General features: G+C 71.3%; 11 protein-coding genes. 8 read left to right on the top strand and 3 right to left on the bottom strand.

The features are described 5' to 3' along the window. The first annotated feature begins 162 nt into the window (after positions 1-162). From BLT28_RS38575 to BLT28_RS38555, 5 genes are read left to right on the top strand one after another with little or no spacing between them, the layout of a single operon-like run. Positions 163-1,626: a pyridoxal phosphate-dependent decarboxylase family protein gene (locus BLT28_RS38575; RefSeq protein ID WP_231950558.1), complete on the top strand. Its 1,464-nt coding sequence runs from the start codon at positions 163-165 to the stop codon at positions 1,624-1,626. Continuing rightward, complete coding sequence (locus BLT28_RS38570) at positions 1,623-3,407, top strand: IucA/IucC family protein (protein WP_052407411.1); 1,785 nt, start codon at positions 1,623-1,625, stop codon at positions 3,405-3,407. Before BLT28_RS38575 ends, BLT28_RS38570 begins: the two co-directional genes overlap by 4 nt. Beyond that, complete coding sequence (locus tag BLT28_RS38565) at positions 3,404-3,949, top strand: GNAT family N-acetyltransferase (protein WP_052407412.1); 546 nt, start codon at positions 3,404-3,406, stop codon at positions 3,947-3,949. Before BLT28_RS38570 ends, BLT28_RS38565 begins: the two co-directional genes overlap by 4 nt. Further along, a complete protein-coding gene (locus tag BLT28_RS38560) occupies positions 3,946-5,265 on the top strand; it encodes a lysine N(6)-hydroxylase/L-ornithine N(5)-oxygenase family protein (protein ID WP_030430084.1) in 1,320 nt (439 codons plus the stop codon). The genes BLT28_RS38565 and BLT28_RS38560 overlap by 4 nt, the downstream gene beginning before the upstream one ends. Then, a complete protein-coding gene (locus tag BLT28_RS38555) occupies positions 5,262-7,043 on the top strand; it encodes an IucA/IucC family protein (protein ID WP_030430085.1) in 1,782 nt (593 codons plus the stop codon). Before BLT28_RS38560 ends, BLT28_RS38555 begins: the two co-directional genes overlap by 4 nt. 54 nt (positions 7,044-7,097) lie before the next feature. Here the strand turns inward: BLT28_RS38555 and BLT28_RS38550 are convergent, their stop codons facing one another. Genes BLT28_RS38550 through BLT28_RS38540 form a run of 3 tightly spaced genes read right to left on the bottom strand, consistent with a single transcriptional unit; the run spans position 7,098 to position 9,195 of the window. Beyond that, a complete protein-coding gene (locus BLT28_RS38550; protein WP_162184854.1) occupies positions 7,098-7,670 on the bottom strand; it encodes a DUF899 family protein in 573 nt (190 codons plus the stop codon). Positions 7,671-7,716: 46 nt separating this feature from the next. Beyond that, on the bottom strand, positions 7,717-8,265 hold the full coding sequence (locus tag BLT28_RS38545; protein WP_052407413.1) for a D-alanyl-D-alanine carboxypeptidase family protein: 549 nt from the start codon (positions 8,263-8,265) through the stop codon (positions 7,717-7,719). A gap of 15 nt (positions 8,266-8,280) precedes the next feature. Further along, positions 8,281-9,195: a phosphatase PAP2 family protein gene (locus BLT28_RS38540; protein WP_052407414.1), complete on the bottom strand. Its 915-nt coding sequence runs from the start codon at positions 9,193-9,195 to the stop codon at positions 8,281-8,283. 81 nt (positions 9,196-9,276) lie between these two features. Between BLT28_RS38540 and BLT28_RS38535 the strand changes: the two genes are divergently transcribed. Genes BLT28_RS38535 through BLT28_RS38525 form a run of 3 tightly spaced genes read left to right on the top strand, consistent with a single transcriptional unit; the run spans position 9,277 to position 11,825 of the window. After that, positions 9,277-9,954, top strand: coding sequence for a response regulator transcription factor (locus BLT28_RS38535; protein WP_043811874.1), 678 nt, complete (start codon positions 9,277-9,279; stop codon positions 9,952-9,954). 6 nt (positions 9,955-9,960) lie between these two features. Beyond that, positions 9,961-11,370, top strand: a complete 1,410-nt coding sequence (locus BLT28_RS38530; protein ID WP_030430090.1) for an ATP-binding protein — start codon at positions 9,961-9,963, stop codon at positions 11,368-11,370. Then, the gene (locus tag BLT28_RS38525) at positions 11,367-11,825 is read left to right on the top strand and encodes a hypothetical protein (protein WP_052407415.1); all 459 of its coding nucleotides are present in this window, start codon (positions 11,367-11,369) and stop codon (positions 11,823-11,825) included. Before BLT28_RS38530 ends, BLT28_RS38525 begins: the two co-directional genes overlap by 4 nt. Positions 11,826-11,828: the final 3 nt, after the last annotated feature.

Here is an 11,828-nt window from a genome sequence, read left to right as displayed (position 1 = left end):
ACTCAGCGGTTGACACGGAAAGCCGAGTTCACTTGGGTAAGGCTTGCCTAACTATGCTTTGCCTGGCCTAAACGGACCAGTCCACCCCTGCTCCCCTCCGGAGGTGCCGTGTTGCCGGCCGCCGAGGCCCCGCCTCGTCCACGCACTACCTCGACAATCCCGTTGGCCGGCACCGGTGAGGGCCTGGCCGAGGTCGCGGCCGCGCTCGCCCGTGCCGTCGGCGGGGCCAGCACCGCGCGCCGCCCGTCCGGGCCGCTGCCCGCGGGCTCCCCGCAGGATGTGCTGGGCGCGGTCACCAGCAGGCTCGGCCCCGCGGTCATCCCGGGGACCGGGGTGGGCCCGGACGCGGCGCTGCACCGCGTCGCCAGGCTGCTCGTGGAACAGGGCATCGACCTGACCCACCCGTTCGCCGCCGCCCACCTGCAGCCGCCGCCGCTCGCGGTCGCGGTGGCCGCCGACGCGCTGGCCGGGGCGAGCAACGCCTCGCAGGACACCTACGACTCCGGGCCCGCGGGCATCGCGGTGGAGCGCTGGCTGGTCGCGGCCCTGGCCAACCTGGCGGGCTTCGAGAAGCGCGCTGACGGCGTGCTCACCCCGGGCGGTTCGCTGTCCAACCTGATGGCGATCATGCTCGCCAGGGACACGGTGGCGCGGCGCCTCGGCATCGACATCCGCACCGACGGCGTGGCCGCGCTGGGCAAGCCGGTGGTGTTCTGCTCGGAGCTGGCGCACTTCTCCACGCACCGGGCCTGCGCGGTGCTCGGGCTGGGCGAGGCCGCGGTGCGCGCGGTCCCGGTGGACGCCGACCGCAGGATGCGGCCGGACGCGCTGGTGGAGATGCTGGCCGGGCTGAACGCGGACGAGATCCCGTTGGCGGTGGTGGCGACGGCGGGCACCACCGACTTCGGCTCGGTCGACCCGCTGCCGGAGATCTGCGAGATCGCCCGCGAGCACGGCATGTGGTTCCACGCGGACGCGGCGTACGGCTTCGGGGCGCTGTTCTCCGACCGGCTGGCGCCGAAGGTGGCCGGGCTCCAGCTGGCCGACTCGATCACGGTGGACCTGCACAAGATCGGCTGGCAGCCTTCCGCGGCGAGCGTGCTGCTGGTGGCCGACGGGACCGCGTTCAGCTCGCTGGAGCGACAGGTCGACTACCTCAACCCGGCCGACGACGGCGAGCAGGGCTACGACGGCCTGCTCGGGGTGAGCCTGCAGACCACGCGGCGACCGGACGCGGTGAAGGTCGCGACGACGCTGCTCGCCTACGGCCGCACCGGGCTCGGCTCGATGCTCGACACCTGCCACGACCTCGCGCTGCACGCGGAATCCCGCATCGCGGCGGAACCGGAGCTGGAGCTGGTCGCGGGCGCGAACCTCACCACGGTCGTCTTCCGGTACCGGGGCTCGGACGAGCTCAACGGCGCGCTGCGGCGGGACCTGCTGCGGTCGGGGCAGGCGCTGCTGGGCCGGACCTCCGCGTTCCCGGACGAGCCGGGATCGCCCTCTGTCACTTGCCTGAAGTTCACGTTGCTCAACCCGAACGCCGGTGTCGATGACATCGACGCGCTGATCGACTTGGTCATCAGCACCGGACGCAAGCTCGCGCACCAGGAGGGCGCAGCATGACCACCACCACAGAAGCCGTTGTCTTGCAAGCAGATCCGCTCGACCACCCGGACGCTCGCGCCACCGCGGAGCACGCGCACCTGGAAGCGCTGCTGCGCTGCTGGCTCCAGGAGACCGGCGTGGAGGTGCTGCCGGGGCCGCTCTCGGTGGAGCTGCCCTCGTCCGGGCTGGCGCTGGTCACCGAGGTCACGCACTGTTCGGCGACCGGCTGGCACCGCTTCGCACCGGTGCGCATCCGCCGCGGTGACGGCGGTGAGCTGTCCCCCGCCGACCCCGTGCTCGCGGTGAACCTGATCGCGACCGAGGCCGCCGCCCGCGGTGGCGCTCGCACGGGCGGCGTTCCGACCGGCGAGGTGGCCGATCTCGTTGAGCGGACCGCGGAATCCGTGCGCCGCGTGACGGAGTTCATCGCGGATCGCCGCGCGAACCCGGACGCGGACGTAGACGTGGACGCGTTCCTCGACGCGGAGCAGGCGTTGCTGCTGGGGCACCTGCACCACCCTGCGCCGAAGAGCCGCGACGGCGTGCACCCGGACGAGGCTCGGGCATACGCGGCCGAGCTGCGCGGGAAGTTCCGCCTGTCGTGGTTCGCGGCCGACCCTTCGGTGGTGTCGCACGATGCCGTCGCGGGTGCTCCGTCGTTGGGCGGGCGGGACGCCGTGCAGCTGATGGCAGACCTGGCCGAAGGCGGTCCGCACGACGGTCGAGTGCTGATTCCGGCGCACCCGTGGCAGGCGCGGAACCTGTTGCTGCGCCCCAGGATCAAGGCGCTCGTCGAGTCCGGCCGCCTGCAGCCGCTCGGCGAGTTGGGGCCGGAGTGGTACGCCAGTTCCAGCCTGCGCACCGTCTACCGCTCGGACGCGCCGGTGATGCTGAAGCTCTCGCTGGGCCTGCGGATCACCAACTCGCGGCGGGAGTCCACGCGCACTGAGCTGAAGCGCGGCCTGGAGATCAACCGGCTCATCGACGCCGGGCACACCGCGTCGACCTACGGCGCCTTCCCGGGTTTCTCGATCGTCCGGGACCCGGCGTGGATCGCGGTGGACGAGCCGGGCCGCGCCGAGGGGCCGGAGATCACCGGGCTCGACGTCGCGGTGCGCGAGGTTCCCGCCGATGTCACCGACTACCGCTGCCTCGCCGGGCTGGTCGCGCCGCGCCCGGGTCTCGGGCGGAGCGCGCTCGGCGCCATCGTCGCCGGTCGGGGCGCCGACGCGGCCTCGCGTTGGGTTGCCGACTACACCGATCGCGTGCTCGTGCCGATGTTGCACCTGTACGCCTCGACCGGCATCGGCCTCGAGGCCCACCAGCAGAACACCTTGGTGCGCCTGGACTCCGACGGCGGTGTCGCGGGTTCGGCGTTCCGCGACAACCAGGGTTACTACCTGGCGTCCTCGCACCTGCCCGCCCTGTTGGAGCGGCTGCGGATCGAGGAGTCCACGCTCGCGGTCGTCGATGACTCCATTGTGGACGAACGGCTGTCCTACTACCTGCTGCGCAACCAGGCGCTGGCCGTGATCGGCTGCCTCGGCGTGGAGGGGCTGGCCGATGAGCGCGAGCTGCTGGCCGTGATGGCCGGACGGCTCACCGCCGCGCTGCCCGCCCTCGCGGAAGCCGGGCCGGACGGTGACCGGCTCGCGACGCGGTGGTTGAGCGCGGACAGCCTGCCGGGCAAGGGGAATCTGCTGACCCGACTGCACGGCATCGACGAGGTGCTGGCTCCACTGGACGCGCAGTCGGTGTATCTCGACATGCCGAACCCGCTCGTTCAGGTGGTCGCGTGATCCCCGTACCCACGCTCACCGGTGAGTGGACCTTGCGCCTGGTATCGCCCGACGGCGACGACCTGGAGCTGGTGCACCGCTGGATGAACGAGCCGCACGTGTCCCGCTTCTGGAAGCAGGACTGGCCGAAGGAGAAGTGGCGCGAGGAGCTGATCGGTCAGCTGTCCGGCGACCACTCGCGGCCGTGCTTCCTGATGAAGGACGGCGAGCCCGTGGTGTACGTGGAGATCTACCGCGTCATCCGCGACCAGCTCGCCGCCGCGTATCCGGCGCTTCCCCACGACCTCGGCGTCCACCTGGCGATCGGTGATCCGAGGTGGACCGGGCGCGGTATCGCGAGCACCACGATGCCGTTGCTGGCCAGAGCTTTGCTCGACACTGACGAGGACTGCACCCGTGTGGTCCTCGAACCCGATGTGCGCAACGTGCCCGCGATCCGGGCGCTGCGCAGCGGGGGTTTCCACCACCGGGGTGAGATCACCCTGCCCAACAAGACGGCCGCGCTGCTGGTCTACCCACGAACTGAGGAGGACTTGCCGTGACCGAAACGGTCGAGAGCAAACACGACGTCATCGCGATCGGTGCCGGGCCGTTCAACCTGGGCCTGGCGGCCCTGGCGTCCACTGTTGACGACCTGGACGTGGTGGTGCTGGAGTCGCGCACGGAGTTCCGGTGGCACCCGGGGCTGATGTTCGACGACGCGATGCTCCAGGTGAGCTTTCTCGCCGACCTGGTGAGCCTGGTCGCGCCGACGCACCCGCTGTCGTTCCTGTCCTACCTGCACGACACGGATCGGATGTACCCGTTCTACGTGCGCGAGCAGTTCCACCCGACGCGGCGCGAGTACGAGCACTACCTGCGCTGGGCCGTGTCGAAGCTTCCGTCCGTGCGGTGGTCGCACCGCGTTGAGGCGGTCCGGTGGGACGCGGGCGCGTCGCTGTTCACGGTGCACGTCGTGCACGCCGACGGACGCCGCTCGGTCATGCAGGCCAAGGACCTCGTGCTCGGTGTCGGCACCGAGCCGAACGTGCCCGAGGCACTGGCCGCACTGCCCGGCGACAAGCTGCTGCACACCGCCGACTACCTGCACCGCTCCTCCGACGTCGAGGCGGCGGGCCGGGTGACCGTGATCGGTTCCGGGCAGTCCGGCGCCGAGGTCGCGCTGGACCTGTTGCGCCGCAATGCCGCCGGTGGTGGCGCGGTGAGCTGGTTGACCAGGACGGTCTCCTTCGCGCCGCTGGACTACACCAAGCTCGTGCTGGAGATGACCACTCCGGCGTACATCCGCTACTTCCACGATCTGCCGCAGAGCAAGCGGGACGAGCTGGTCGCGGAGCAGTGGCGGCACTACAAGGGCATCTCGACGGAGACCCTTGAAGCCATCCACGACGTGCTCTACCAACGCGATCTGGCCCCTGGACTCGCGGACGTGGAGCTGCGCAACGGCATCGCCATCGAAGGGTCCACTGTGGACTCCAATGGGCGCGCGGTGCTGACCTGCCGCCACCGCGACACCGGCCGCACCTTCGAGCACGTGACCGACCTCGTGGTCGCCGCGACCGGCTACAAGCAGCGCAAGCCCGCGTTCCTGGCACCGATGGAGAACCTGGTGCGCAGGGACGAGAAGGGCCGCTACAAGATCGCGCTCGACCACTCCATCGAGTTGGACGCGACGGTCACCGGACGCGTGTACGTGTCCAACGCGGACCTGCACAGCCACGGCGTCGCAGCGCCCGACCTGGGCATCGGCGCGTTCCGCAACGCGACGATCCTCAACTCGGTGAGCGGACGGGAGCTGTACCGGCTGCCCAAGAACACCGCGTACACCAGCTTCGCCGTTCCGGGAGGTGCCGGGTGACCAGCGACCGCGAACTGTGGCGGCAGTGCTCGATCGCGTTGCTGGCCAAGGCGATCGGCGAACTGTCCTTCGAGGGCATCCTGTCGCCGGTGGCACTGGAGGACTCCTCGTACGAGCTGCGTTTCCCTGGTGCGCGTTACGTGTTCTCGGCGTCGCGGACGGCCTTCGGCGGCTGGTCCGTCGACCCGTCGTCGGTCACCCGCGCGGCTTCGGGGATTCTCGGGGACGACATCGCCCAGCGCGCCGACGACGTGCAGCAGTTCTTCACCGATGCCGCTCCCGGCGTGGGAATCCATCCGTCCACTTTGGCCAACTACCTCAACGAGGTCACCTCGACGCTCACGGCCGACGTGGCGATGACGAAGACCGCGGTGCCTTCGGCGGAGCTCGCTTCGTTGGGGCACGCGGAGTTGGACGGCCACCTCACGGGCCACCCGTGGTTGGTGGCGAACAAGGGGCGTGTCGGGTTCTCCGCGTCGGACCAGGCCCTGTACGCCCCGGAGGCCCGCAAGCGCATTCGGCTCCCCTGGCTCGCCGTGCACCGTGGCTTGGCGGAATTCCGGGCTACACCGAGGCTTTCCGAGCAGGCGGTCGTCGAGCAGGAGCTGGACCAGTCCACCCGCGCCGAGTTCACCAAAGTGCTCACCGACCGCGGCTTGGACGCCGAGGCCTACGTGTGGCTGCCTGTGCACCCGTGGCAGCTGGACCACGTGGTGCGCACGCTGTGGGCGCCGGAGCTGGCCACTGATCGCATCGTGGTGCTCGGCGAGGCAGTCGACCACTACCGGCCGACCCAGTCCATCCGCACGATGTGCAATGTGGACAGACCGGACCGGTTCCAGGTCAAGCTCCCGCTGCGCATCCTCAACACGGCCGTGTGGCGCGGCATCCCGCCGCACTGCACCCTCGCGGCGCCCGTGGTGACGCAGTGGCTGCGCGGGCTGTGGAACTCCGACAAGCTGCTGGCCGAGTGGGGCGCGGTGATGCTCGGCGAGGTCGCTTCGGTGACCGTTCGCCACCCCAGGCTGTCCACAGTGGACGGCGCTCCGTACACCTGGCTGGAGACGCTGGGCTGCATCTGGCGCGAGCCGGTTCCGGAGGAGGGGCACTCGTGGTCGCTCGCGGCGCTGCTGCACGTCGACCCGGCGGGGCGTCCGCTGGTCAGCGAGTACATCGACCGCTCGGGCGGTGACGCTGAGGCGTGGTTCGCCGCGTTGACCCGCGTGCTGCTGCGGCCACTGCTGCACGTGCTCTACCGCTACGGGATCACCGTGAACCCGCACGGCGAGAACGTGCTGATCGTCAGCGGCCCCGACGGCCGGCCGGCGCGGGCGGTGATCAAGGACCTGATCGACGACGTCAACGTGTCGGTGGAGCCGGTCGCCGAGCGCGGTCCCGAGCCGGACTCGCACGACCGCGTCCTGCCCCGCAAGCCGTGGCGCGTGCTGCGGCAGTACCTGGTCGACGCGTTGCTGGTCGGGGTCTTCCGGCCGCTGTCCGGGTTGTTGGCGACGCACCACGGGCTGGCCGAGGAGCGGCTGTGGGGCATCGTCCGCGGCGAGGTGGAGGCCTACCGCGCGCGGTTCCCCGACGTGGCGGAGCGAATGGACGACGGTGACCTGCTCGGCCCGACGTTCGCCCGCTACCCGTTGAACGGGGACCGCCTGTTGCAGACCGGGTACGCCGAGCTGTCGTACCGGCACGCCATCCACCCCAACGGCACGGTCCCCAACCCGCTGCACTCCGTCGCCGCCATCCCACCCATCGACGGCTGGTGATACGTACTCAATGGGGCATTGGTTACGTCAGACGTAACCAATGCCCCATTGGGTTCACGACGGGTGGGGCAGGAGGTGCATGAGGCGGGCGGTGAGCGGGGCGCGGCCGTGCCAGTGCAGGCGCGCGGTGGTGCCCTCGCGGACGAGGACGGTGAGGGCGGGTTCGGCGGCGTCCGCGCACAGGCCGAGTCGGTCGGACAGCTCGCCGGGCTGAGTGGAGATCGGCACGATCCAGCGCCAGCCGCGCCGCTGCGCGAGCCGGGCCAGGCGGTGCGGCGCGGCCGGGGCGAAGACGGCGATGGCGGTCCGCTCGCGCAGCCACGGGACCTGGGCGTCGAGGACGTCGACCTCCCGGGCGCTCGCCTCGTCCGGCTCGTCGACGGAAGCGTCGAAAGCCAGGTGGTAGCCGAGGAGCGTGCGGTGCTCGCCGAAGACGTCGTCCAGGGTGATCGGTTTGCCGCCCGCGGTGGTCAGCGGGGACGAGGAGTCGACCTCCGGCCCCGGAGGCAGGGCCGCGCGAAGCGCCGCGACGACGGCGGCGGCCGCGCGCAGCTCCCTCTCCGCCGCCAGCAGCTCGGCGCGGGCGCGCCGGTAGTCCTCACTGGCGGCGACGTGCACTGTGTTCATGCTCGGAGAACTTAGCCCGAACGGTCGCACCGCGTACGCGGAACGATCAGCGTGACGCAAGAGCGTTCGGCAGCATCGGTGGGCAGCCGCCCACATAGGAAGGGTCGAACTCGAAGTGCCACGTCTCGTTCTGGTAGCGCCTGCACCACCCGAGCTTGCCGTTGCCGCGCTCCACCCACGACGCCGCGGACAGCGGCTGGATGTCCACGGCGACGCCCTGCACGTGCTTTGACGCCTCGGGCGTGAGCACGTACTTGCTGGCCTGCTCCGCGCTGCCGAAGCGGCGGACGGCGCTGTCGAACTCCGCCTGCTGCTGCCACGCGCTGCGCTTGCCGTCGTTGAGGCACATCTGCACGCCCTCGGCGGCGGCCTTGCTCTTCAGCGTGTTCCACGCCGCGAGCACGTCGTCGCGCAGCCCGCGCGGCGCCTCGTTCGAGTACCGGGCGTCCAGCGCGCACTTCGGGGCTTCGTCGTCCCCGGTGACGTTGACGAGTTCCACGTACGCCTCGCCGGGCATCGGCTTCGTCGGCTCGATGTAGAACAGCGCACCCAATCCGACGAGCAGCGTGACCACCATGGTCAACACAATTCGCATCCGGCCAGTTCTCCTCTAAACATGCTGCCGTACAAGTGTTTCACAGTGGTGTGCGGCGTGGTGCCTGCCCGCCGCCACGTCCCTGCGCACCAGCTCGGTCCCGTGCAGCAGCGCGACGAGCGCGAGCGCGACCACCGGAGCCCCGACGGCGGCGAGCATGATCGAGACGTCCAGCCGCTCCGGGGCCGACGTGGCCGAGCCGAGCACCACGCGCCCCGCGATCGGCACGATCGAGGGCACCACGAGCGCTCCGATGAACCACGCGGGGTGCGGGTGGGCGCGACCGGCGAACGCGGCGGAGCCCGGCTTCGCCTTCGCGGAGAAGAGCGCGGCGGCGGCCAGACAGCCGACCAGCGCCGCGACGAGGCAGCCACCGAGGGTGTCGCTGGGCCGGTGCCAGCCGAGCCCGACCGTGGCCACGGCCACCGCGGCGACGACGACCGAGCCCCCGCCGAGCACGAACGGGCGCAGGCGGGACGGGCTGACCAGTGCCAACGCGACCAGCACGGCCATCGCGCCGGTCACGTGCCCGCTGGGGAAGCTGTTGTGCCCGGCGACCGAGGTGGCGTAGAGGTCGGGCCGCTCCAGCAGCACGTCCTTGAGCAGCTCGGTCAGCAGGGCCGAGCCGCCGATCACGCCGATGACGGTGACCGCCCCGGCGAACCGGGCCCGGAACACACCGACGCCGAGGGTGAACACCGCGACGGCACCGAGCAGGAAGGTGCCCATCCCGCCCTTGAGCAGGAAGGAGAACGCGGGGTCGGCGACTCCGCCGGTCTGGGCCTGGTGCACGGCGCCGTTCTCCGCGCGCTGACCGGTGACCGTGTGCACGTAGGCGAGGAAGGTCACGCCGAGGGCGATCAGTGCTCCGAACGCGCCCGCGACGGGAAGCGGCCAGGTCCTGGGCTGTGCTTCGTCGCTGGTTGCCATGCCATCGATGCTCCGGGCGGGGTGTCCGAGTTCTGTGCCGGGTTTGTCATGGTTGTGCAACAGACCTGGATAATGGGCGCCGTGGCGATGGTCCTGGTGGTGGAGGACGACCGTGCCGTTCGCGAAGCCCTCCAGCTCTCGCTGCGCAGGCAGGGGCACGACGTGCACGTGGCGGACAGCGGCGAGCAGGGGCTGGCGTTCCTCAAGGAGCAGCGCCCGGACCTGGTGCTCGTCGACCTGATGCTGCCCGGTATCGACGGGTTCGAGACGTGTCGCCGCATCCGCGCCGAGGGCGACCTGCCGATCATCGTGCTGACCGCGCGCAGCGACGACTTCGACGTGGTCGCCGGCCTGGAGGCGGGCGCGGACGACTACGTGGTCAAGCCGGTCGAGCCGCGGGTGCTCGACGCCCGCATCCGCGCCGTCCTGCGCCGCGCCGCCAGCGAGCAGCAGACCAGCGACGAGCACTTCGGCGATCTGGTCGTGGACCGCACGGCTCTCGTGGTCACGAAGGGCGGCGAGCCGGTCCCGCTCACCCCCACCGAGCTGAAGCTGCTGTTGGAGCTGACCAGGACGCCGGGCCGGGTGCTGTCCCGTCAGCAGCTGCTGAGCGCGGTGTGGGACCACGACTACCTCGGCGACTCACGGCTGGTCGACGCGTGCGTGCAGCGGCTGCGGTCCAAGATCGAGGACGATCCGGGCAGCCCGAGACACGTGCGCACGGTGCGCGGCTTCGGCTACCGGTTCGACCGGTCGTAGGCCGACGTGGGCAGGCGGTGGTCGGTCGGGCTGCGACTGCGGTTGGTCGCCGCGTTCGCCGCCGTCGCGCTCGGCGCGGTGATCGCCACCACCGGCGCGAGCTACCTGTCCGCGCGCAACACGATCCTGCAGGGCGTGCAGGACCGGGCCATGGACATGTTGCGCACGCAGGTCAGCACGTTCGCGGCGACCGTGCCGCTGCCGCCGACCCAGCGCGATCTCGACGCGTTCCAGCGCAGGCTCAGCGGTTACGTCGCGGTGTTCTACCGGGGAGAGCTGCGCTCCACGGGCGGGCCGCCGACCGAGGAGCTGCCGACGGAGTTCCGTGCCGCCGTGCACGACAGCGACCGCGTGCTGTTCCAACGCGGGCTGTGGTCGGAGTCCGCGCCCTACCTGATGGTGGGCATGACGGTACGCACCCAGAACAGCGTCGGCGTCGTCGAGCCGACCGGCCTGGAGATCTACGCGCAGATCAGCCTGGCCAGTTCGCAGGCGGACATCTCCCGGCTGGCGGCGTGGGCGTGGGTCACAGGCGCACTGGCCCTGCTGGTCGCCGTGGGCATCGCCCTGCTCGCCGCACGCAGCGTGCTGCGGCCGGTGCGGGAGCTCAACCACGCCGCGCGCAAGCTCGCCGACGGGGAGTTCGACACGCGGTTGCGCGTGCGCGGCGGTGACGAGCTGGCCGAGCTGGCGCACACCTTCAACACCTCGGCGGCCACGTTGCGGCACAACGTCGGGGAACTGCGGCGGATGGAGTCCGACGCGCGGCGCTTCGTCGCCGACGTCTCGCACGAGCTGCGGACGCCGCTGACCGCGATGACCGCGGTGATCGAGATCCTGGAGCAGGAGACCGACCGCATGCCGCCGGACTCCGCGGTGGCCGCGCGCCTGGTCGCGGGCGAGACGCGCAAGCTGTCGCGGCTCGTGCAGGACCTGATGGAGATCTCGCGCTTCGACGCGGGCCGCGCCGGTCTCGAGCTGGACGAGTGGGATGTGGCGACCGCCGTGCGGGACACGCTCGCGGCACGCGGCTGGCAGGACTCCGTCGACGTCGAGCTGCCGGAAGGGCTGGTCGCGCGGTTGGACCGGCGGCGGCTGGACATCGTGCTCGCCAACCTGGTCGGCAACGCGCTGGGTCACGGCGCGCCACCCGTGCTGGTGCGGTTGCGGCGGGAGGACGACGGTGTGGTGATCGAGGTCAGCGACAGCGGCCCCGGCCTGCCCGAAGCGGTGCTGCCGCGCGTGTTCGACCGCTTCTACAAGGCGGACTCCGCGCGGACCCGCTCCGAGGGCAGCGGGCTCGGCCTGGCGATCGCGCGGGAGAACGCCCGGCTCCACGGCGGTTCCCTCGAAGCGGGCAACCGGCCCGGCGGCGGCGCGTGCTTCGTGCTCAGGTTGCCGGGGGTGTTGGTGTGAGGCGCTTTCTGGTGCTCGTCGTGCTGCTCCTGCTGGCGGGGTGCGGGGTGCGGCCGACCGAGATCGTCCGCGCCGGGCCCGCGCCGATCCTGCCCGCGGGCGGCGAGGGCGCGGTGCTGTACTTCCTCTCCGGCGAGCAGCTGCAGCCCGCGAGCCGCGCCACCGGCCAGCCGCTCGCGCCCGCGCAGGCGGTGGAGCTGCTGCTGGGCGGTCCGACCGATGCGGAGCGCTCGGCGGGCCTGGTGACCAAACTGCCGTTCACCTCGGGCAGAGTCACGCTCTCCGGGACCACGCTGACCGTGCCGATCCCCGTGCTCAGCCTGCCCGAAGAGGCCGTGCAGCAGCTTGTGTGCACGGCCGTGCGAGCCCTCGCCCCGACCGAACAGCACCTGGGCCTGTTCCTGTCGGGGCGCACCGGCCCCCTCGGTTATCGCGAGTGCTCAGCCATGACCTGACTC

The organism is Allokutzneria albata (genome assembly GCF_900103775.1).
Classification (GTDB): Bacteria; Actinomycetota; Actinomycetes; order Mycobacteriales; family Pseudonocardiaceae; genus Allokutzneria; species Allokutzneria albata.
Note: the sequence above shows the minus strand (reverse complement) of the source record. Positions and strands in the feature narration are given on the sequence as shown.